The organism is Sphingopyxis sp. PAMC25046, assembly GCF_004795895.1.
In the GTDB taxonomy this organism is placed as follows: domain Bacteria; phylum Pseudomonadota; class Alphaproteobacteria; order Sphingomonadales; family Sphingomonadaceae; genus Sphingopyxis.
On record NZ_CP039250.1, the window covers coordinates 1849062 to 1871469 of the forward strand.

At 60.9% G+C, this 22408-nt stretch carries 20 protein-coding genes; 11 read left to right on the forward strand and 9 right to left on the reverse strand.

Annotated features, from left to right (window positions below; genetic code table 11):
• Positions 1-19: 19 nt before the first annotated feature.
• Positions 20-604, forward strand: coding sequence for an RES family NAD+ phosphorylase (locus E5675_RS08640; protein ID WP_247594839.1), 585 nt, complete (start codon positions 20-22; stop codon positions 602-604).
• Positions 605-799: 195 nt separating this feature from the next.
• Positions 800-2797 (forward strand): hypothetical protein, encoded by a 1998-nt coding sequence (locus tag E5675_RS08645; RefSeq protein ID WP_136174162.1) that lies wholly within the window; start codon positions 800-802, stop codon positions 2795-2797.
• A gap of 16 nt (positions 2798-2813) precedes the next feature.
• Here E5675_RS08645 and E5675_RS08650 read toward each other — a convergent pair whose 3' ends face one another.
• Positions 2814-3788, reverse strand: coding sequence for an HNH endonuclease (locus tag E5675_RS08650; RefSeq protein ID WP_136174163.1), 975 nt, complete (start codon positions 3786-3788; stop codon positions 2814-2816).
• Positions 3789-3972: 184 nt separating this feature from the next.
• Here E5675_RS08650 and E5675_RS08655 point away from each other — a divergent pair, with 184 nt between their 5' ends.
• Together E5675_RS08655 and E5675_RS08660 are read left to right on the forward strand one after the other, a co-directional pair.
• Positions 3973-5580: a reverse transcriptase domain-containing protein gene (locus tag E5675_RS08655; protein WP_136174164.1), complete on the forward strand. Its 1608-nt coding sequence runs from the start codon at positions 3973-3975 to the stop codon at positions 5578-5580.
• Positions 5581-5595: 15 nt separating this feature from the next.
• Positions 5596-6402, forward strand: a complete 807-nt coding sequence (locus E5675_RS08660) for a DUF3800 domain-containing protein (protein ID WP_168707822.1) — start codon at positions 5596-5598, stop codon at positions 6400-6402.
• A 172-nt stretch (positions 6403-6574) separates the two neighbouring features.
• Here the strand turns inward: E5675_RS08660 and E5675_RS08665 are convergent, their stop codons facing one another.
• From E5675_RS08665 to E5675_RS08685, 5 genes are all read right to left on the reverse strand, one after another.
• Positions 6575-7003, reverse strand: a complete 429-nt coding sequence (locus E5675_RS08665) for a hypothetical protein (RefSeq protein ID WP_136174166.1) — start codon at positions 7001-7003, stop codon at positions 6575-6577.
• Between the two features lie 8 nt (positions 7004-7011).
• A complete protein-coding gene (locus E5675_RS08670) occupies positions 7012-9240 on the reverse strand; it encodes an alpha/beta fold hydrolase (RefSeq protein WP_168707823.1) in 2229 nt (742 codons plus the stop codon).
• A gap of 144 nt (positions 9241-9384) precedes the next feature.
• On the reverse strand, positions 9385-9594 hold the full coding sequence (locus E5675_RS21895) for a hypothetical protein (RefSeq protein ID WP_168707824.1): 210 nt from the start codon (positions 9592-9594) through the stop codon (positions 9385-9387).
• Between the two features lie 213 nt (positions 9595-9807).
• The gene (locus E5675_RS08680; RefSeq protein ID WP_238586769.1) at positions 9808-10554 is read right to left on the reverse strand and encodes a LytTR family DNA-binding domain-containing protein; all 747 of its coding nucleotides are present in this window, start codon (positions 10552-10554) and stop codon (positions 9808-9810) included.
• Positions 10551-11642 (reverse strand): histidine kinase, encoded by a 1092-nt coding sequence (locus E5675_RS08685; protein WP_062185608.1) that lies wholly within the window; start codon positions 11640-11642, stop codon positions 10551-10553. Before E5675_RS08685 ends, E5675_RS08680 begins: the two co-directional genes overlap by 4 nt.
• A gap of 206 nt (positions 11643-11848) precedes the next feature.
• Between E5675_RS08685 and E5675_RS08690 the strand changes: the two genes are divergently transcribed.
• The 6 genes from E5675_RS08690 (at position 11849) to E5675_RS08715 (ending at position 18138) form a co-directional block, all read left to right on the forward strand.
• The gene (locus E5675_RS08690) at positions 11849-12832 is read left to right on the forward strand and encodes an aspartyl protease family protein (protein ID WP_136174168.1); all 984 of its coding nucleotides are present in this window, start codon (positions 11849-11851) and stop codon (positions 12830-12832) included.
• Positions 12833-12860: 28 nt separating this feature from the next.
• Positions 12861-14027: a hypothetical protein gene (locus E5675_RS08695; RefSeq protein ID WP_136174169.1), complete on the forward strand. Its 1167-nt coding sequence runs from the start codon at positions 12861-12863 to the stop codon at positions 14025-14027.
• A gap of 28 nt (positions 14028-14055) precedes the next feature.
• Positions 14056-14910 (forward strand): hypothetical protein, encoded by an 855-nt coding sequence (locus tag E5675_RS08700; protein ID WP_136174170.1) that lies wholly within the window; start codon positions 14056-14058, stop codon positions 14908-14910.
• On the forward strand, positions 14910-16829 hold the full coding sequence (locus tag E5675_RS08705; RefSeq protein ID WP_136174171.1) for a TonB-dependent receptor: 1920 nt from the start codon (positions 14910-14912) through the stop codon (positions 16827-16829). The genes E5675_RS08700 and E5675_RS08705 overlap by 1 nt, the downstream gene beginning before the upstream one ends.
• Before the next feature lie 31 nt (positions 16830-16860).
• Positions 16861-17520 carry a hypothetical protein gene (locus E5675_RS08710; RefSeq protein WP_136174172.1) on the forward strand — a complete coding sequence of 220 codons (660 nt, stop codon included), beginning with the start codon at positions 16861-16863 and terminating at the stop codon, positions 17518-17520.
• Between the two features lie 63 nt (positions 17521-17583).
• A complete protein-coding gene (locus E5675_RS08715) occupies positions 17584-18138 on the forward strand; it encodes a hypothetical protein (RefSeq protein WP_136174173.1) in 555 nt (184 codons plus the stop codon).
• Between the two features lie 372 nt (positions 18139-18510).
• Here the strand turns inward: E5675_RS08715 and E5675_RS08720 are convergent, their stop codons facing one another.
• The 3 genes from E5675_RS08720 to E5675_RS08730 all read right to left on the reverse strand — a co-directional run bounded on the left by E5675_RS08720 (position 18511) and on the right by E5675_RS08730 (position 21115).
• On the reverse strand, positions 18511-19875 hold the full coding sequence (locus tag E5675_RS08720; protein WP_247594840.1) for a PLP-dependent aminotransferase family protein: 1365 nt from the start codon (positions 19873-19875) through the stop codon (positions 18511-18513).
• 6 nt (positions 19876-19881) lie between these two features.
• Entirely contained in the window at positions 19882-20301 is a 420-nt protein-coding gene (locus E5675_RS08725) for a DUF983 domain-containing protein (protein ID WP_136174174.1), read from the reverse strand.
• A 367-nt stretch (positions 20302-20668) separates the two neighbouring features.
• Positions 20669-21115 (reverse strand): carboxymuconolactone decarboxylase family protein, encoded by a 447-nt coding sequence (locus tag E5675_RS08730; protein ID WP_136174175.1) that lies wholly within the window; start codon positions 21113-21115, stop codon positions 20669-20671.
• A gap of 429 nt (positions 21116-21544) precedes the next feature.
• Here E5675_RS08730 and E5675_RS08735 point away from each other — a divergent pair, with 429 nt between their 5' ends.
• Positions 21545-22243, forward strand: coding sequence for a dienelactone hydrolase family protein (locus E5675_RS08735; RefSeq protein ID WP_136174176.1), 699 nt, complete (start codon positions 21545-21547; stop codon positions 22241-22243).
• The last annotated feature ends 165 nt before the right edge of the window (positions 22244-22408 follow it).

Sequence of the window (22408 nt, forward strand, 5' to 3'; positions counted from 1 at the left end):
TCAGGCTCTGCTCGAACAGTTGGTAGAAGAGGTGAAGCCGAGGCTGCCTGCGGCGGCCCGCCATCTTCACTATCTGCTCGCGACCCCGTTTCGCTACGGGCACAAGAGCAGTTCGAGGTTCCGTCGTGCCGGAGAGAAGCCAGGCATTTTCTACGCGGCTGAGTCCGTCGCCACGGCGATCGCCGAGACGGCCTATTGGCGGCTTCGCTTTTACTCGCGATCGCCCGGATTCCCGCCGCCGAATGCGACTGTCGAGCATTCGGCGATCAGCGTGACCGTCGCGATGGATCGCATGCTCGATCTCTGCGCGCCGCCTTATATCAAAGCCGCTTCTCTCTGGATGGCGCCCGATGACTATTCGGCCTGCCAGCTGTTCGCTGCCGAAGCGCGGGCGATCGATACGCAGGCGATGCGTTATGCCTCGGTCCGCGATCCGGAGCACCGGGCCAATGTTGCGATATTCGATGCATCGACCTTCCGCGATCCGGCGCCGCGAAATGCGCAAACCTGGCACTTTCGGTACGAGCAGGGGGAACTGACCGCATTTGGCGCATTTCCGTCGAAGGAGCGGTTCAGCTTTCGTCCTTCGGACTTCGGGCTCTGATCGTGCAAGTTCCTTATCACTTCATCTGGCCGCTAGTAGACAGTCCGGTTTTGGGTGAAATTGGTGAAAGCCGACAAATCGCACCTCAAGCGTCTCTAGCATTCGGATCTAGAGAGCGACGGCTCCTTTAGCGCCCCTTTCCGCACTAGATGGACGTTGCTAGAGTTCTCCAGCAATAGGGAGCGGACATATCAGATGGCTGACGACGAACTGACGGACGACGTGCTGGCGTTCGAGTCCGATCTCGAACGCAGAGTGAAAAATCTGGCGCTAGGACCCAAAACGCCGTCCAATGCGCTCGTTCCGCTCTACGAAGCGATCTTCAACGCCATCCACGCAATACAAGACCGGTTTGGCGAGGATTGGGCCGCGAAGTGCCGAATCGAAATCGAGCTCATCGACTTTGCCGGAGATGCACCTTCGATCCAAATCCGTGACAACGGCATAGGGCTGAACACAGCCAACTTTCGATCCTTTCGGACATATGACAGTGACTTCAAGGTGGGGCGCGGCGGCAAAGGCGTCGGACGGCTTTCTTGGCTGAAGGTATTCGAACGGGCCGAAGTCGACAGCAGCTTCGCAGCGGATGACAGGTTGCGTCGTCGCCGGTTCACTCTGAACCTCGACAATGAGGGACCGATCCGAGGACACTCGTTGGAAGACGAGGATGTCGCAACCACCGGAACAGTGGTCACGCTCCGCAACATGAAGTCGGCCTATGCGACCCATGTTCCTACGCGTCTCGACACGATCCTGCGCAAGCTCGCCAGTCAGTTTCTTCCTTATTTGCTTGCCGAAGTGAAACCCTCGATCACGATCCAGAACGACGATGAGAGTTACGACCTCGCCGAGTTCCTAGGATCGAAGGAGATCGATCTTGGGACGATCGCGCTGACCGATGCCGACGGCGATAGCCTTCAGCTGAAGCATACATTGCTCGAACGCGGAGTGGTCGAGGGCAAGGTCAGCCATAAGCTCTATTTCGCCGCCAATGACCGTGTTGTTTACGAGCAGGACATCGGCCTCGCCCTAGGGCTTACGACCTTCATCGAACGGGCAGGCCAGCGTTACGTTTACGCAGGCGTACTGTCGGGCAAACTGCTCGATGACAACGTGAACTCGGAACGCACAGCGTTCGATCTCGACGAGCAGCGGATCGGCACCCTAATCCGCAGCGCGATGGGAACGGTGAACCAGATCCTCGCGCCGCAAATTGAACGCGTGATCGAGCAGCAGGCCGAGCTCACGAAATCGGTTATCAAGAAATACCCCCGCTTCTCATACATGGTGGGAGATCCCAAAAAGTTTGTCGAAGACAACGTTCCGCGCAACTACCGCTCCGCTGAGCAGATCTATCAGCAGCTCGCCGTCTATGATTATCGCGAAAACCGCGACATCGAGCGCAAGGTCGAGAATCTATCCAAGACTGCGGAAGCCAGCACAGACTCGGTCATCCAGGAAGGCGTCGATGGAATCCTGTCACGGCTCACCAATCAGGAATTCTCTGTCCTCGCCGACTACACGGTCCGTAGAAAGGTCGTTCTCGACTTGCTGGAGCGCCGGCTAGGCTACAAGCCCGACGGGACGATCAAGCATCACGCCGAGGCGGCGATGCATGATTTTATCGTGCCCATGCGCGTGACGAATCAGGATGTGCACGTCGACAAGCACAACCTCTGGATCATCGACGACAAGCTCACCTACTATGAGCATTGGGCGTCCGATCGCGCGATGCGCACGATCGTGAAGGACAGCGATTCAGCGGGCCGGCCCGATGTCGTGCTCTTCGGTGGACGCACCACCTATCACCGCCCCGGCACGGACCAGCCGGTCGTAATTATTGAATTCAAGAAGCCCGCTCGCGACGACTATAATGACGACGAGAATCCGTTTACGCAGATTTACGGCTATATCGACGAGCTTCGCGCCGGAAAGATCTATGATCGCGACGGAGGGGTAATCCAAGAGATCACCGATGCGACGCCCTTCTTCTGCTACATCGTTGCCGATCTTACGCCGAAGCTAAGGCGATGGCTTAAGATGGCGCAGATCAACGTCCCACTCCCAGGCGGCGGCGGATTCTACGGATATAACGACGACTACAAAGCGTTTGTGCAGGCGCTTTCTTACAAATATGTTTTGAAGGATGCGCGGATGCGGAATGAAGCATTCTTCAAGCACCTATCGGTCTAATTCAACTTTGTTGTATTCACATCGAAAGTCGGAAATCTTGAATAATTTGCGTCAGCACTGCCGCAGCGCCGCCAGCACCCGCCGAGGTTAGCATCGCGATGCAATCTGCGTCGTCCAAGACGAGTACGAGCTTTTGATAATGCGCCCATTGCTCCCGTGCCGTAATTCGTGCCGAGGCGTCCGCACCCGCGCGGGTAAAGATAATCCCAAACTGACCGGCGCCGTGTGGCCGCAAGTAGTTGGCCATCTGTAGTATCTCACGCTTTTTAATTTTGCCGACGTAATTTTTAGCGTCGACGACAATATAGTCGGCAGCATAGCGCTGCCGCATGTGATTCCAGAAGCCCGATTCCGCGAAATTAGCTAGGATGAAATCGCGTCGGTTTGCGCCTGATTCGTCCGGCGATTCCGACAAGGGGACGCTTAGAGGAGGGCAGAAGAGAAATTCGAGAACTCGCCCTACAAGTTGTTGGTATATTGTCCATTGCTGCTTACCTGGGACGCACTCATCCAGCTCACTTAGCAGCTGATCCGACTCGCTCACACCTATCTCAACAGAGTTGAATGCCGCGGCCAAGTGTTCTGGTCCGAACGGTATCTGCATAGCAAAAATGCGAGCGATCGTGTCGATGTCCCAAAGCTCGATTCCGGCAGCACGTATCCGCACCGCGTCGCGGTCCGACAATCGCCCTGGCAGCGCAAGAACTAGCTGGGCAGAAGGCAAGAAGGAGGAATAGCGGTGGAGTTGAGCAATCGTCTCATCGACACCGCGACCAAAGATCGGCCGATTTTTGCACTCGACGATGAGGGCCCGGCCGCTGCGGCGCACCAGTATGTCGGCGCGTCCATCTCGTTCTTGTTTAACCGGGCTCGGCAGGCGTTCGTCGACCGAAACACTTGCAAAGTCGGGATGGGACATCATGAGAGTGGTGAGCCATTCGATGAAATCAATTTCCCGCTGAAAAAGCTGCTGCTGACTATCTTGTGACATCACCCTCACCTATTTCCGCGTCGAGTGTGCTGGATTTTTCCGAACCGCTTTGATACCTGCGGAGAACGGGGTCTCCCTTCGCATACGCGCTGTAGTAACTGCGGCGTAAGAGTAAAAGTCTAGATATGTCGTGCGCGCCATGAATATCGATTGATAACCGTGGCGTGATTGGAAGGGAGACCTCGTGCCGAGTGTTTGGTCAATGTTTGGCACGGCCGTTCAAATTCCCCTACCGCCTGAGTTCGGCGATGAGGGGACACTGTTAGCTTACCTAGGGCTGTCGCAGGCCGAGCTTAAGAAAATCTGGTATCATCGTGAAAAGATGTACAAAAATTTCAACGTTGCGAAGAAGAGCGGCAAACCGCGACCGATAAATTCGCCAGATCGCCGACTGAAATTCCTTCAAAGGCAAATCGCGACCAAGCTCGATATGATATATCCGCGGAGAAATCCCGTGCACGGATATGTCAAAGAGCGCTCTGTTAAATCCAACGCGGCAGCCCACCAGAACCAAAGGTTCGTTTTAAATCTCGATATCAAAGACTTCTTTCTGACAATAACAGAAGGGCGTATTGTTGGCGTTCTTACCGCGATCGGCGTCCCCGACAGGGTATCGGCAATTATCGCTCGAATTTGTTGCTACGGCGGCCGCCTCCCGCAAGGTGGCCCCGCCAGTCCCGTACTATCGAATATGATTTGTTTCCGACTTGATCGAGCGTTGCTGAAGGTCGCGAAGGAGGGGAGATGCATATACACCCGCTATGCCGACGACATCAGCCTATCTGGATTGCGGCCTCTCTCGCCGCTGTTTGAGAACGGACTACCACCGTCCGGTCCAATTTCTCCGGAGCTGCTCTCATCAGCGTTGCAATCGGCGTTCGCTAACAACGGTTTCGTATTAAATCCGGAGAAGATTCACTACGCCGACAAGTTCTCGCGACGTGTGGTGACTGGCGTAAAGGTCAATGAAGGTCTCAATGTCGACCGCCGTTTTGTACGAAATATTCGGGCTGCCCTGTTTGAGGTAGAAAAGGACCACTTAGCTGCGCAAGCGCGTTACCTGTCAAAATTTGGCGGAAGTACGACCATCTCCGCGCACTTGAAGGGAAAGATCGCTTGGCTCGGCTTTATCAAAGGATCCGCCGACCCGGTCTATCGATCATTGGCCCTTCGCTTCAACAAGTCGTTCCAGTCACAGGCGATTACGGTGCAAGCAACGCGAGAGGAACAGATCGACCGCTCTGTTTGGGTGATTGAACACGGCTCAGTTCTGGACGACACCTATCGACAAGGAAGTGTATTCTTCCTCGATGGCGTTGGCTTAGTCACTGCTGCCCATTGCGTCGCGGGTGTGAAGGAGGCGACGGTGCACCATCCGTCCCGCCCCTCCAATAAATTCAAAGTTCAGGTTCTTCACTATTCAAAGCACCGTGACCTTGCGATTCTATCGCACGCGATACCTCCAACGGACTTTTTTCAGTTTGCGAAGAGCCTGATTCCGGCAGCTGCTGGAGATGCAGTGACAGCCTTTGGCTATCCTGATTTCAACCCCGCCGACAAAATCAACATTCGGTCTGGTACCGTGAGTTCAACGACCGTCAAAAGCCTCATTCCGCTCGTGGAAGTAAACTTCAAACTTTCTCAAGGCATGTCAGGTGGTCCGCTAATAAACAGCAGCGACGCTGTCGTGGGGATCATCCACAAGGGTGGGCCAGAGATGCCGCGCGATTTTGCGATCGTAATCTCCGAACTGGACAAGTGGATCGCCGCAGGCTGTCCGGACGACTTCTAACCCATTTAGGTGAATATGCAGCTATTGTATTGCGATGAGAGCAACCTTGAAGATCGCCCAGGCGACTTTCTCATCTATGCGGGGGTCATGATACCAACTGATCGTGCGAAGCAACTCAGTGATGCCATCGGGACGCTCCGCAGAACCGCGGGGATCGATCCTTCCTCCCTCGTCAAATTCGCCCCAGCCGCCGCACCATTGGATCATGCCGGCTACCGAGCGTTCAAACAGGCCATCATCGAAGCCGCGATAGAGCACGGTTGCAAGCTGCTAGCCTACGCGGTTCTGCATGATTTATCTCAGGGACCGGACGTGGCGCGACGATGGGGCATCAACACCATCTGCTGGCACTTTCAGTGTGCTTTGCGTCGCCTTGAGCAGCCCGGGCTCGTTTTGATTGACCGTTTCAATGATGCCGGCAACCTCATCGATGATCATCTCCGGGAGAAAATGTCGATAGGGGTCGATCTTCCGCATCGCAATGGAACCACCCCTTTAGACCGGGTGATTGGATTTCACTATGCAGCGATCGGTCAGGCCCATTTTACAAGTCTCTCCGACATACTGATCGGGAGTCTGCGATGGGCAATAAATGTCCATTGTAGGGGCCAAGATTTGCGAGATAACGCTCTCGCCTTGCTTGAGATACTATCCCCGATGTTTTGGCGCGATCAAGAGAGCGAGAGCATACCGGATATAGGATTCTGCTTCTCACCGTTTAAGATAAAAAGCGCCCGATTTCACGCTCAGTATATCTCACTTCAAGAATTCCTTCGTGACGGCAATATTCAAAGTAGCCAGATTATCGAGTTAATCGGATAGTTTTATAGCGAATAACTTCCGAGTGAGCTAAAGACGAAGCTTTGCGCGCCATCTGATCAGACCTAAGGCGGCCCATGCCGCTTTAATGTCGATTGGCGCGATCAATTCCTCTGTCCGCTTTTGGGGCCCTCCAGAATAACCCGCCACGGCCGAGATGAGGCGCGAACCTGCCTCAACCGAACGCCCGCATGATGAGCACGGAAAGCGAAGCCCCTACAGCCGCGCCGCCTCCCGCAAAATAATAGTAGCGCATCCGCTGTGCCTCGGCGCCATCGGCCTGCCGGACCAGTTCGCGGAGCTGAGCGTAAATCGTCACGACATTCTGGTGGGCCTGCTGCACGAGCCGACGGTCCTCATCACGCGCTACCACGCTGCACCGAACCATCTCGGCCGCAAAATCCGTCGGCGTCGTTGCAAGCGCGGGCTTTCCTTCGATCTCGGTCAGACGGCGATCGAGACCGCGAAGATATTCCACGATGCGGCGAAGCTCGTCGGTATAGTCCGGCAGCTTCTCGCGCGCGGCCGTCAGTCCTTCGAGCGCGGTCTGCAGGAGGGCGATTTGACCACGCAGCGCGTTGAACGCTTCTGCGGGATCGGCCATTAGAGCCTCTATTGGATGGCGTTCGACCAGGTGGAGAGGATGATCTCGCGATCGGCGCGGTCCTTGCTTTCGAGTGCCAGTTTCCAGCTTCCCTTAGTGGTTGCGCGGTCGATGAAGATTGAGCGGAAGATCTGGTTCGCCTCTGGAGTGTCGCTCCTGTTGCTGGCGACGACTTGGCCTTTGTCATCGATCAGCGTCGCGGACACGCTGTTCGCGGCTAGGAAAGTCATGCCGAAGTTACTCGCTTCTTCGACTGGGATCGTGATGGTCAGCGTCTGACCGGGCGCGATGAGGAGAATCTTCGAAAAGTCGGGTGTGGTCGATCCGTTCTCCTCTTCCGGCCCCTCGACGCCGAGCAGCATGAGGCGCGCCGGTGCCCGTGCGCTTCCAGCGGACGCTGCGGATCGCGACGCGCTCGCCGACTGTTCGCCGGGGCCGAGCGCAATGCGCGGCATCACGAACGTAGAGAAGGGGCCGGTCTCGGTCATGCTCGTGTGAAGAACGGCCTGCGTTTCATTGTCCGCGATCATCCACTTCGCCGATGGCTCGGCGACCACGCCATCGCTCCGTGTGAGCATCCGGCACACGGGGGGCAGGGGGTTGCCGGCAAGAACCGAGAAGAGGACGCCCTTGCGATCGACGGTCTCCGCGTTGAACTTCATCACATTGATCGGCCGCAGTTCGCGCAGGGCCTCCATCGGTCTCCCGGCGAGCTCCAGCGGGATGCTCATCAGGTCGGCGCAGCTGCTCCCCCTGTTGGGTGTTCCGAGCATCACCAGGTGCGATATCTGGGGCTTGCCGTCGGGATAGGTTGGCATCGTCGCGTGGATATAGCGCCGGCTGATCAGGCCGCCCATCGAGTGCGCGACAAGGTCGACATGCCACGCATTGCGGTCCTTTTGCGCGTAGCGGACATAATTGCCGAGCTCGACGGCATTTTGGGCGATCGTGTTGGTGGGACCGAAGTTGCCCATCTCATCGCCGGTGTTCATCCGCCCATGTTCCGGCTTCTCGCCGACGGGAAAGGCCTTCCAGTCATAGCTGTGGCTGGTGGTCAGGATATTCTGCCAAGGCCCCCACGCGCGCCAGTTGGACCAGAGGCCGTGAACGAGCACGAGCGGTTTCGGCGCAACTTTCAGATTGCGCGTCATGTCGTCGATCTTCTTGCCCTTGTCCTCGACCTCGGCCTTGATACGCTGCATGAGCCGCGGGCGGCCATCGTCGAACCAGGCATAGCCCGAGCTGTCCCACTTGAGCTGTACCTCGCGCTGCTCACCTGCCGGCACGGTGACCGAGACTTCGCCGAGCAGGCCGTCGGGCTTGGCGCCGTCCCATTTGTCGCCCTTGTACGTGTCGCGGAACTTCACCGTCGCCAATTTCTCGTCGGGGCTGTCGTTTGCGACCACCGCGGTCAGGCGCACGATATTACCATCGATCGTGCCGACCTGCTCGACGATTTCTTTCCAGGCGTCCCAGGTGGGAAAGCGCATGTCCTCGAACTTTACATCGACGAGGCGCAGATCGCCGCCGCAGCGACGCAGGTTCCAGCGCAGCGACTCAGTCACGCCATAGGATGTGACCGAGTGCGCCCCCGTCAGGCGGTTGGGATCGGAGGGCTGCATCCGGTCTTCGCCGCTGCTCGAAAAGCGCATCGCGTCGATCGTGGTGGGCACGTCTGCAATCTTCTGGTTCGTGGCCTCCTTTGATTTGCACTGGCCACTGAAGCTTGCCGAATTCGATCCCGAGGCGGTGCCCTGGAACTCGGGCAGCCGGACGCTGACGCTATAGGTGCCGTCGTTATCGGTCGTGATGTCCACGCCCGCCTCGAGGCCGCTTGCGTTACCGCGTCGCTCGTTCTTGCTCACGAACTGCCCCGACATCTGGCGCATTGTGCGCTCATGCGGACAGATCATCTGGTCGTTTGAGTTTATGGTTTCGGTCGCCGTCGCGCTGAGATTTATATTCGCCGTGCCGAGGCTGTATTCGCCATCGGGCGCCGGCCGGACCGCGACATGCGCGACATAGTCGTCGTTGATCGAGCCGTTGGTCGTCTCGGTGCCCTTGCCCGAAACCCGCTTGACTGTTTTGGAGTCGCTGCTCGCCTGGTGACGCGAATATTCCACCGTTCCCGCCCAGCCAGCCGTGCATTGGGCGGCCGCTGCGGCTGCCACCGGGGCGGCCGCACCCGACAGCGTCAATCCGATCGCAAGGGCCGGCAAGGTGCGCATGATCGTCATGGGAAAATCCTCTGGATGCTGCTGCGCGTTTCGGGCCGCAGGGAGCTGCGAAGCTGCTCGCATCAAATTTCTTCTGGGGTTGCGCGGCGGCAGGCGTGGCGGAGTGCCGGGAGGGGGCTCGTCGGCGCTCCGCTGCCGACGCGATCAGCCTTCCGGTTTTGCCTCGGCTTTTGCGCGGGCTTCGGGCTTGGCCTCGGCCTTGGCGCGCGCCTCGGGCTTTGCTTCGGCTTTCGCGCGGGCCTCCGGCTTGGCTTCGGCCTTGGCATGGGCTTCGGGCTTGGCTTCAGCCTTCGCCAATACGGGCATCGGCATGCCGAGCGCGATCGCAGCGGCGAGGAAGGGGAGTTTGCTCATCTTGGACTCCATCATCGTGAGGCTGAGCAGAGAGGCCGGCCCTTGCCGGGGTGGCGTGGGACGAACCGGCCATCTCTGCTCGCGGCTCGATGCCGCAACTGGCACGCTACGGGAGCGTCGATATCGACGCCCTGGGCTTGCTTCGAAACCGGATGATCGTGCGACATGACCGCCGTGGCATCGACCAAAGCGGACGCCGACGCGACGAAAATGTCAGGCGAGGCCGAGCCTCTCGAGCACGGCGCGGACATAGCTCGGCCCGACCTGAACGACCGCTCCATCTTCCATTTCGAGTGCGATGAGCCCCTTGCCGAGCCGCTGCACCGCTTTCACGAGCGCGGGCCGGATGAAGGTTGATCGATGGACACGCATGATCTGCGCGGGGTCAAGCAACTGCTCCAGCGCCGTCATCGAAATACGGTGGATGTAGCTGCGCGTAGCAGTGTGGAGCAGCACATAGTCGCGGGCGGCCTCGACCCATTCGATCTGCGCCACGGGGAGGCGGAGGTTGCCGCTCGCGACCTGGACCCAGATGGCCTCTTCCCGCGCGTCCGCTGGCGAAGCGTTCGCTATACGGTCGGCCGCGTCGCGCATCGCCCGCCGCCGCCGCGCCCGTTCGACTGCCTGGCGGAGCCGGTCGAATCGCACGGGTTTAAGCAGATAGTCGGCGGCATCGACCTCGAACGCATCGGGCGCATATTGTTCGAAGGCGGTGACGAAGATGATTTCGGGGCGCGGATCGGCGACGAGATCGGCGGCAACGCGGATGCCGCTTTTCTGGGGCATCGAGATGTCGAGCATCACGAGGTCGGGCCTGAGCTTGGCAATCCGGTCTTCTGCCTCTTCGCCGGTCGAAGCCGTGCCGACGACCTCGACATCGTCGATGTCTCCGAACAGCGTTTCAAGACGCCGCAGCGCAAGCGGCTCGTCGTCGACGAGCAGGACGTGCAGCGTGCTCATGCCGCTAACTCGTTGCGCCGTTCGAGCGGCAGTCGCGCGATCGCAAGAAAGCCGCGTTCGCGTTTCAGCGTTTCGAGGCTGCCCTTCGCACCATAGAGCGTTTCGAGCCGCTGGCGGACGTTGGCGATACCGACGCCGGTGCCGGGCCGTGCATCCTTTTCCTGTCCGGCGCCATCGTCCTCGACCGAGACGAGCAGCATGTCGGCGTCGCTCGACGCTTCGACCTTGATCGTCACCGGCACCGCGGATGGTGCGAGCGCATATTTGATCGCATTCTCGATCAACGGCTGGAGGAGGAAACCTGGCACCAGCGCGCTGTTAAGCGCGGGCGGGCAGACAAATTCGACCGCGAGCCGCTCGCCGAAGCGTACGCTCTCGATCTCGAGATAATGTTGCAGCGTCGCGAGCTCGTCCTCGAGCGGTAGCAAGGCATCGGGCTGCGACGACAAGGTCGCGCGCAGGAACTCGGACAGCTTGGCAAGCATCGCATCGGCGGTGCGATATTCCTTCGTGACAATCAGCGACGAGATCGCATTGAGCGTGTTGAACAGGAAATGCGGGTTGAGCTGGTAACGCAGCGCCGCGAGGCTGGCAGCGCTTGCGGCGGCCTCGGCGCGGCTCGCTGCTTCGCGAGCCACGGCAAGCTCCAGTTCGCGCTCACGCGTCAGCTTGTTCGCCTCGATCACGGTGAAGGCGGCGCCGAGCAAGGCGAACTGCCAGACGAGCGCGATGAAATTGTTCGTCGCGCGCAGCGCGAACGGCGCGGATTGTTGCGGTGATACGACGAGCCGCCCGATCCATTCGCCGGTCGAAGCGTCGATCAGCGCCAGCGACCCCGAAGCGAGGATCACCGCCGCGCCCATCGCGGCGAGGCGGACGACGGTATTGCGGCGGCGCGTGGCCCGGACCGCCCAATAGACGCCGCCCGACAGCAGCGCGCCCATCACGCAGATGTTGATGACCGAGACGGTGACATAGATGCCTGCACCGCTGAACAGGTGATAGGGGATGATGTAGAGTACCCCGGACAGGATCCAGGTCGCGGCAACCAGAGAGATGGTCTGGCGGTGTTCGGGCTTCAGCGGCATGGCAATTCCAATGTGTAGTTCGCGCCGAGCATAAAGGAAGGGTGCGCGGTTGGCGTCCTGCCTCGTCGCACTGGCGTCGGCCTTCGTCGCGCGGCAATCGACTCCGGCGAATCAGTATCGGCCTTCGTCGCACAGGCGTGGAACACCCGCCCTCTTCGCCATAGCCGGACCCTGTTCGCGGCACTTGGCCGCCAGGAGATTCCTTCATGGCACTCACCCGTTACCGTCACAGCCTGATTGCCTTCGGCCTGCTCGGCGCCCTGATCATCGCCGAGCAGGCGCGCGCGGCTCCCTCCGAGCTGCCGACGAGCATGCGCGCAGCGGCGGCGCCTGCCGCCGCTGCGTCGAACACACGGCAGCCGCTTGAAGTCCTACCCTCGGGGCATCCGGTCGTACGGGTAAGTATCGATGGCGCGGAACCTAAACGCTTCGTCATCGACACGGCCGCAAGCAGCACGACGATCATGCCGAAGCTGCGGGCAGAGATGCCCGGCCTCGTCGCCAAGCTTTCGGACACTCCGCTCAATGGAGCCGCAGGAAGAAGCGATGTCGAAACGACAGTCGTCAGGCAGGTTGCAGTCGCCGGGCACGTGTTCAACTCTCCCGAGCTCATGCTTCTACCCCCCGGGCCGACCGACCATCTCGGCGTCGACGGGATATTGGGCGCGGATATCATCGCCGACTTTACGGTCGAGCTGGATATGCCCGGTGGCCTTTGGCGGATGACGCCGAAACTTGAAGCCGGGATGCTCGAGGGACTTTCCGCGTCGGTGCCCTTCGTCCTCGACGATATGCGCGCACCGCGCCTGACGATCCGTCTCAACGGCGTCGAAGTCCCCGCCATTCTCGACACCGGCGCGCGCGGGACGATCATCAATTGGGCGGCGGCGAAGGCGATCGGGCTCACCCCCGACAGCCCCGGTCTCGCCAAGGCGTCGGACATCAAGGGCGCGACCAACCATGCCATGCCGAGCGTCGAAGCGCCGATCGACGCGCTCATGATCGGCGATGCGATGGTTGCGGGCCGCAAGGTGCGCGTCGCCGACCTTTCGATCTTCAAGGTGCTGGGGTTCGCCCCCGAACAGCCCGCGGTGATCCTCGGGATCGATATGTTCGCCGACCGGCGCTTCGTCATCGATCACCCGGGACTGCGGCTCCACGTCTCGCCGCCGATTTTGCCGGCACCCTAACAGCCCTGACGATCGGGAGAAGGCCATCATGAAAAAGACACTGACCCGCGGCGCCGCGCTCGGCGCGCTCGCCATCGCCGCGACCGCTGCCTTCGCGCAGCAGGCGCCCAAACCGAAGATCGAGGCCGTCTATTGGCTGTCGGCCGAAACCGTTTCGGGCATGGCAACTGGTCAGCCCGCGGGCGTCGCGAAGAATCTCTCGCTCCAGCTCGGCTCGGGGCGGAGCAACACGGCTCCCAACGCCGAGCATCTGCCGCCGCAGGGGCTGCGCGCCGGCGAGCGCCTTCCGCTGGTCTCGCCGGGCAAGGGCGTGCCCAAAACCGACGCCAACCCCGATTACCGGCCCGGAACGCCGGACAAGCCCAAAGGACGGATCGAGCTATATTGGGGCTGCGGCGAAACCGCTCCCTCGGGACAGCCGGTGGTCATCGACCTTGCGACGATGAGACCCGGCGCCGCATCACCCTTTGGCGCGATTCCCAATGTGAAGGCAATGGTACCGCCGTCGGCGGGGCGCCATGCGACCTATGGCGAGTGGCCAGGGGGCAAGAATGGCACTCGCGTCCCACGCGACGCCTCGCTCGTCGGCGATCATGTCGTGCAGGGCAATTATTCGCCCGAAATGCGCTTCGCCATTGCCAGCGGCAACGACTTCCTTGCGCCGCTCGCGCCGCAAAGTGCCAAGCTTGCGTCGGGCGCGGTCAAGGTCAGCTGGCCCGCGCTCGCCAATGCCCGCGGCTACATCATGACTGTGACGGGCGCGCGCGAGGATGGCACGATCCTGATGTGGACGTCGAGCGCGGTGCGCATGCCTGGCATGGCGCTGCCCGATTATCTCGAGCAGGGCGACATCGCCCGCCTCGTCCAGCAGCGGATCCTGCTTTCCCCCCAAGCCACCGAGTGCGTCGTGCCGTCGGCGGTCAGCAAGGCCTCGGAATCGGCGATGCTGATGATGACCGCTTATGGCCCCGAGGGAAATTATGGCTCGCCGCGCGAGGCGCCCGCCGGTTGGGGCGTCAAGCTGCGTACCAAGGCGACCCACATGTCGATGCTCGGTGTCGACGTCGCATCGCTGATGGCGGACGGGGGCGGCGACGACGGCGATAACGATGCACGGGCGGGCGATGCGAAGCCCAAAAAGAAGCGCGGCTTGCTGCGCGGCGTGATCGGCGGGGCGCTGGGCCTGCCCGGCTGAGTATCGAAAAATCAAGAAAGTTCGATCGATGAAATTTTCCTTCCTGAAACTGGCCCTTCTCGGGCTGCTCGCCGCAGCGCCCGCCATTCCCGCAGCGCATGCCGCGGCGGGCGACAGCCGGGCGCCGAAGAAACTGATGGAGCGTTGGGCGGCCGCCACGCCGCATCCCGGGGCTGGTCTGCCCGGCTGGTACTCGAAGACGCCCGACCTCCACGTCCATCAGCCCCGCAATCTCGCGAAGATACCGATCGCCGAGATCGACCTGCTGCGCCGGCGCGTGATGGTCGCATTCAATGCGCTGATGCAGCAACCCTCGCTCCGCGACGTGCGCGGCACCAGCCTGCACGCCGACATCAACATCTCGGTCGTGCCGACACTCGATGGCGTCCGGTTGGTCGGCGCGACCTTCACGATCCGGGCCAAAAGCGTGATCGATGGCGACCCTGACACGATCCAGCGCGACGGACGTTATCTTACTCCATCGGAAGAGGGCGCGGTGCTGAGCGTCTTCCTCAATCCCTATGACATGATGGCGCGGCGACAGGTGCAAGCCGAGGGCGTGCAGCACCAAAGCTTTCAGGTGCGCACCGGGTCCGCCTTCGGCGTGTATGTCGCCGACCGGCTGCCCGATTATGATCCCAATTCGGAATATGCCTGGGGCCCGCGGCCGCTTGCGCTGCAACTGCAGCACGACCGAAGCTGGTATCAGCCTGGCGCTGCAGGCGTCCATCCGCTGCTCGCCCACATGTCGAGCTATTCGCACGAAAATGACGACCTGCGCAGCGACCGGCTGAGCCCCGAGCGCCCCGCCGCTCGTCTCGCCGCGGCGATGTTCATGACCGATTGGGAAGATGTGCAACGCCGCATGAAGGAGATAAATTGATGAGCCGCTTGATCCTGACGACGCTCGGGCTCGCGCTTGCCGCCGCACCGGCGACCTCGGCCGCCCAGCGCACGGACGACAATGCGACGACCAGCGCCGAGGATGCTTTCGGCACTTCGATCGGCGGCGAGCAGATCGGCATCTATAACCCGAACTATGTCCGGGGCTTTTCGGCCGCGGAGGCGGGAAACATCCGCCTCGACGGACTCTACATTGACCAGCAAGCTGCCTTTTCCGATCGGCTGATCGGAGGCTTGCAGATGCGCGTCGGCCTGTCGGCGCAAGGATATCCCTTTCCGGCGCCCACCGGAATCGCCGAATATGAGCTGCGCCAACCCGGCGCGAAAAGGCTGCTGAGCCTCAGCGGGCGCCTCGGGCCGTTCGAATCGAAGGTTCTCGAACTCGACGCGCAAGTGCCGGTCACCGACCGGCTGTCGATCGGCGCGGGGTATGGACTGGTGTCCGACCGCAATCACACAGGCGGTGCGGCCGAATTTCGCACGGCCGCGCTGATTGCACGGTGGGAACCGGTCGACGGCGTCGAAATCATGCCTTTTTGGAGCCGTGTCGGGATCGCCGACGAGGAACTCCCGCCGCTGCTACTTACCGCTGGAGACTTCCTGCCGCCGCGGATCGAGCGCGTGAAGCGGATCGGGCAGAAATGGGCGGCCAACGACGGAGAAACAATCACCGCGGGTCTTGCCACCACGTTGAAAAGCGGCGGCTGGACGCTGAAGGCCGGGGCATTTCGTTCGATTCTCGATCTTGACCGCTCGCACACCCAGCTGTTTCTCAATGTCCGGCCTGACGGGACCGCCGATGAGGTTGTCATCGCGGAACCCGGGCGGCGTTCGGCCTCCACGAGCGGCGAGGTACGGCTGTCGCGCCGCTTCGCCGACGGGCCGCGGCTCCACACGCTTCACCTTTCGATCAAGGGGCGCGACCGCGCACGCACTTATGGCGGCGGCCGCGAAATCTATGTTGGTAATCATCCGCTCGAGGATCCCGTCGACTTCCCCGAGCCCGTTTCGGACTTTGGGCCGCAGACACGCGATACCGTCCGGCAGTGGACGGCGGGCATCGCCTATGAAGGACGATGGAAGGACGTCGGCGAAGTGAGCATCGGCGTGCAGAAGACAGACTATAGCAAGCGCGTGTTCGGCCCCGGCCTGCCCGTCATCACGACGAAGAATGCGCCGCTTTTGCTGAACGCGACCGCTGCCTTCTACGCCTCGCCGTCGCTCGCCTTCTACGGCAGCTATACCGAGGGGCTGGAGGAAAGCCCCGTTGCGCCCGGCCACGCGGTCAATCGCGACGAAGCGCCGCCAGCGATCCGCACGCGCCAGGTCGACGCTGGCCTTCGCTGGTCGATCACACCCGCGATCCGTCTGGTGGCGGGCGTGTTCGAGGTGACGAAGCCCTTCTATTCGCTCGACGGCGCAAAGCTGTTCCGGCAACTCGGCGCCGTGCGCCATCGCGGCGCCGAATTCTCGCTTTCGGGCCAGATCGCCCCGGGCCTGACCGCAATCGCCGGGACCGCGCTGATCGACGCCAAGCTGTCGGGCGACGCCGTCGATAGCGGGCTGGTTGGCCGGAAACCGCTCGCGAGCTTCGGCCGGCTTTCGACCGCGGTACTTGATTATCGGCCGACCTTCGCGCCCGCCGTCTCGGTCGACCTCGTCGTCGAAAGCACGTCGGACCGGGTCGCAAGCGCCGACGGCAAGCTTGTTATCCCTGCGCGTGCCATAGCGTCGGTCGGGGGCCGCTACCGGTTCAAGCTCGGCAAGGCGCCCGCAACCTTGCGTGTGCAGGTCGCGAACATCGGCAACAAATATGGCTGGGCGAACGGGTCCTCGGGTATCTACCTCTACAACCTTCCGCGCCGGCTGACCGCCACGCTGACAGCTGATTTCGGCTGACCTCTTCCAATCGAAATTTCCGGAGATCATCATGCAACGCATCTTGTGCGCGGCGCTTGCCGCCTCGGTTCTGCTAGCTTCGGCCGAAGGCGCGCATGCCCAAGGTTTTCTGAAGCGGCTCGCCGATCGCGCTGCGGAGAAGGTAGAGCAGAACGCGGAAAAGCTCGCCGGCGACATAATCAATGGATCGGCAAAACCCCGACAGGATGAGAGCTCGAATGACGAGGCACCTGTCCCTGTTGAGACTTCGCAGGAGCCGGCGTCGGTTCAGCCCGTTCCCGAAGCGCCCGCGCCAAAAGCACGTTACATCGACAGCCTCAAGACGCCACCCCACGTTGAAGCGAAGAAGGCCGAGTATAACAAGTTCGGTGAAGTGAGCTGCAACGTCTGCGAAGGCGGAATCGAACTCGATGGCCGCCCGACCTTCCCGTTCGACGAGTTCAGCGGACGATATAATGAACGCGCCAAGCGCGCGGGAAGCTGGCCGATCGGCCACATCCACCGCTGGCAGGGTAGAGCCTCTAAGGGGACGTTGACCTTGATGTCGGAAGAGCGGGTCGACGGCTTTCAGTGCCGCCGGCTTGAATATCGGCTGGAGCGGGGCGGGTCTTCTGTCAGTCGGCCCGGCCTGATCTGCCTTGGACTGGCGAACAGCTCGTCGGATGTCGAAAACTGGCACGAGATATACTGAGCCGCCGGGGTCGACGACGGGCTAAGGCTCGCGAGAAAATCGGTTACAAAGCGAGGTTTTTTTATGAAGAATTTGGCCATTTTTACCGCCGTAACTGCGATCGCCGCGACCTCGGTGCTCCATGCTGAGGCAATTTCGGCAAGCGCCGCAGGTGTCTGGACGCAATCCAGCAGCGGCAAAGAGCTGGTACTTGTCCCGCGCATCAAACTCCAGCCCAACGTCGGCGTGTCCTATGGCACCAGCCTGGGCGGCACCGCCGGCTATGGTTCGCCTACGCGCACCACGATCGTGACCGAACCGGCGTCGATGCAGGTGGCGCGTTCCATGACGCTTGAAATCGGGAAGGACGGACGTTTTACGTGGAAGATCGCCAAACGCCATGCCGAAAAGGAAGGCTGCTCGATGACGACGACGCAAGTGAAACATGGGCGCGTCAGTCAAGAGGGTGGCAAGACAATTTTCGCGGTCGAAAATGGCACGGAAAGCTTTGAATCAAGCTGTGGCCGCCAAGGTGGTTCGAAGCTCGCGCAGACGTCGGAGCAATATGACGTTCAAATTGGCGGTGGGCGAATGGTGTTGCAGAGCGGTGCGACCCGATGGACCTTCTTGCGGGGCTAGGTGCGAACCATTCAACGTCTGCTTTTGTCGGTTTCAACCCGAAAGCTGGCGGTCCGCAATCGGCCCGGTCCAGCGATACATTTTCAGTCGACGGAAAATTTGGCGAAACGTCTCATGTGGGGTGGAGAGCTGTCGTTGCTCTTCTCCACTTCCGTCATCCCGGGCTTGACCCGGGATCCCGCTTTTGGGGGCGTCGACCGGTCTTCGGCATCAAGCGGGACCCCGGATCAAATCCGGGGTGACGAATAAAGAGACGGCAGCAAACGGTCGCGAGCCGTCATCCCTCCCGGCGAGCTTCCAACATCCGTTTCTTTGGGTCGCCAACCTGAAAGCCGACCGACCGAAAACGGCCAGCTTCGCGCGGCATTCGGATCAAATAACCGGCGGCAGCGGCCCGGCAGACGTCAAATACAACGAGAGCATCGTTAGCCCGCGCCGCAGGCCCGACGTGTCAATTGCTCCGCCAAGGGATACACGCAAGGCTGGCGCGCGCATGTTGTCGGCTGAGAAGCTGTCAGCCGGTATTGCGGTCATCCCAGCGCCGGCAAGGGCGCTGCCAATCTGCGCCGCGTTGTCGTCGTCGCGTAGCGACACCCAAAGATGGTAGCCGCAAGGATGGGCGGCATAGCTTGCGGGTGGCAAAATCTCTGCTGCAAGCGCTTGGCGCCTTTTGGCCTCCGCGCGCGTTTCGGCGATCAGCCGGTCATAGCGGCCGTCTTCGACCCAGCAGGTCAGGAGCGCGGCGTTAAGCGGAGGCGCCATCACATTAGTGTCGTGCACCCCCGCGGCCAAAGCCATCGCCTGTCGGAGCGACGGCGCCCGGACATGCGCGACGCGCAATGCCGGCGAGATGATCTTCGAACTGGTCGCGATGTACCACCCAAGTTCCGGCACCAGGCTGGCCAGAGGCGCCAGCGGCCGTTCGTCGAGTAGACCATAGGCATCATCCTCGATGATGTGGATAGCGTGCCGCAGTGCGACCTCGGCGATGGCCGCCCGCTCTTCCGCGTTCAGCGTCGTCGTCGTCGGATTGTCGTTGGTCGGCACGAGGTAAAGAGCGGCAATCTTTCTCGTTCGGCAAAGGGCCTCCAGATTCGCTGCATCAATGCGGGCCATGGGTGCGAGCTTCAACCCGGCTTTTCGGGCGAGCACAAGGAAGCCTGGATAGACATAGGGCCCGCAGGCGACCGTATCACCGGGCGCCAGCGCCGCGCCGATAATCGCGTGCAGGGCATTCTGCGATCCCGAGGTCACGATTACTTCGTCCGGGTGGCTCGCCAAGCTGACACGCTCGAATATCTTTGTGCCTGCGATCCGGTCGGCTTCGCTTCCACCGGCAGGGACGTAATGGAGGCGGCCGCCCGCGCCGGGCACGCTCAGCAGCGCACTTGTCGTTCGCTCCCACGATGCAAGCAGCGACCCGCCTTCCACTTCGGGCGGCATGTTCATGCCCGTATCGCGCGGAGGGGGCCCTGCGGCCATTACGTCCTGTGGCAGCACGAAGCTTCCGGCGCGTCCGCGCGCCACAATCAAGCCGCGGTTTCGGGCCTGGTCATAAGCCTTGGTGACAGTGGTAAGATCGACACCGAGACGGGCGGCGAGATCACGCTGCGGGGGGAGCCGATCACCGCCGCGCAGGTCGCCCGCTTCGATCGCCACAGCCATGGCATCGACGATCGCCAGATATTTGGGGCCATCAGCGCTATCGAGATCGGGAAGCCAGTCCTTCTTGACCACGCCTGGTCACTCCTCCTTGGCGCGCGCATTGAGTTTGGCCCAAAGGGCGTCTGTCCCCGCTTCCTGCGCCTTGTTCACATATTGGGATGCGACAAGCCATCCCTTGATCGGATGGAGCGCGAGGACGCAAGGAATGATCATAAGCGGCACCGAGACGAGCGCGTGCATCCACCAGGGTGGGCTGAAAGCAACTTCGAACCACACAACCAGAAAGACGAGGGGAAAGGCGATAAAGCATAAGGAAAAAAAGGCGGGTCCGTCATCGGGGGTCGCAAAATCATAGTTCAAGCCGCAAGTCGGGCATTGATCCGTGACCTTCAGCCAACGCTTGAACATCCGGCCCTGTCCGCAGCGCGGGCAGAGACCGTGGAGACCGGATTTATATATCCATACCCATTTCTCTCGGGCCTCGAGTTCCTGAGCCATATACAATACCTATATAAAGCCATGCAATAACCCATACATAATATGCCGCGCGTGCTTTGTCCACAGGAGGGTAGAGTCGTCCCGACCAGCGTGCAGATCCGCTAGCGGTCGCGAGCTGTCATCGCCGCCCCATCGGTTTCGCACGTCCGCTTCTTCAGGACCGCCGCCTGAAAGCCGCCAGGCCGAAACCGGCCACTAGGGACGATTTGCCTAAAAAGAACGCCCGCCCGATCGAAATCGGACGGGCGCAAGATGAAGAGCCGTGTTTCCTGAAAGGAAGAGCCCTCCTGGGTCGCATGGCGCGGTTAGCCTCGCTGATCGCCTTGATATTGTACCGCGACGCCAAAAAGCGAGCAGCGCTCACGCCTCAGGGCTTGGCCGCAACCGGAAGGCGGAATGGTGCGCCCAGCCTGTTGAAGGCGTTCATCGCCGCAATCGCGATCGTCAGGTCCACGAGGTCTTTCGGCTCGAATGCCTCGGCTGCTGCTGCATAGGCCTCGTCGGAAGCATGGGTCTCGCTGACGCGCGTGACTTCCTCCGCCCAAGCCAGAGCCGCGCGATATTGGTCTGGGAACAGATGCGGGACTTCATGCCACACCGGGAGCAGCGCGATCTTGTCGATCGGCATGGTCTTGAGAAGGTCCCGGGTATGCAGATCGATACAGTGAGCGCATCCGTTGATCTGGGAGACCCGGAGGAAGACGAGATGAATCAGTTCTTCAGGGAGGGCCGTGCTGTTGGTGACATAATGGTGCACACCGTACAGCGCCTTCGCTCCGGCGGGAGCGACTTCGGACCAATTCAACCGATTCATCTGATCTTCCTTTCTTCCTGAGCCAAAATCGGCGTCACCATGCCTGACGAGCGGGATCCCGCCGCTGTGACATCCCGAGCAAATAAAATGCCGGTTCGACCAGATGTTGGCGAATGGGATCGGAAGAAAGGTCCGAGATTGATCTAGCGCAGTGTACCGATCAGGCCGCGCTAAGAAACGAGGGGCCAAGGCATTGTCGTACCGCTACAGAATGTCGCTTATCTGGAATCAGAGTTGAAAGCCGCCTGGCCCCAATCGGCCAATACCTGCGGAAATCATCTGCACAAAAGCAAAAAGCCGCTTGCAGATCATCTCGAGCAATCGCAGTCTTTGCGGCGCATTCAGGCCGGATCCGGGTCGAACTCCGAGTAGGCTGGCATGCGATCACGATATTTACTGGGACCGACGACAGTCAGTGGGAGAACCGAGATGGGGGAAAATATCACGATCTCAATTGACGGCGGCTCGCTCGGCGCGTTTGTCGAACGGCCGGCGTCTGGAAGCGGACCTGTCGTCGTTGTTCTGCACGAAGTCTTCGGCGTGAACGACGACATGCGGGCCAGCTGCCGCGAACTTGCAGAGCAGGGCTTCATTGCGCTCGCACCCGATCTCTTCTGGCGACAGGAAAAAGGCGTCGACCTCTCACACTGGACTGACGAGGAATGGAAGAAGGGGCTCGCGCTTTATCAGGCCTATGATCGTGCGCAGGGCGCGATCGACATCGCCGCTATTATGGAATTTGCCGGTTCGCTTCCGGGTGCCGCCGGCAAGGTGGGATTGATGGGATATTGTCTCGGTGGATTGATGACCTACCTCGTGTCCGCACGGCATGGCGCCGATGCGGGCGTTGCATATTATCCCGGCTCCGCGGGGGACTATGCTTCGGAGGCCAAGGACATTCGCAGTCCCCTGATGATTCATCTCGGCGAGGAAGACGAGTTCATCTCGAAGGCAGCGCAGCAAACGATCAAGTCGGCGGTCGCACAGAATCCCTCGGTCGTCGTCTTCTCTTACCCCGGCTGCAGCCATGCGTTTGCTCGGCACACTGGAACCCACTATGACGCCGACGCGGCCGCGCTAGCGAATGGGCGCACCTACGCGTTCCTCAAAGAGAGGCTCGAGGGATAGCAGGAGAGCTGGCTGCACCCGGGAGGCGGCGTGACCGGCGAATCGGGAGAGGATTTTTCGTCTCTACCGGGTCGCCGTCGATATTCGTTCGACGCCGGTGAAGCTCAATTTCAGGGGCGCCGAGAACGGCTGCTTTCGCTGGATATCTGGTTAAACCTGCCTGCC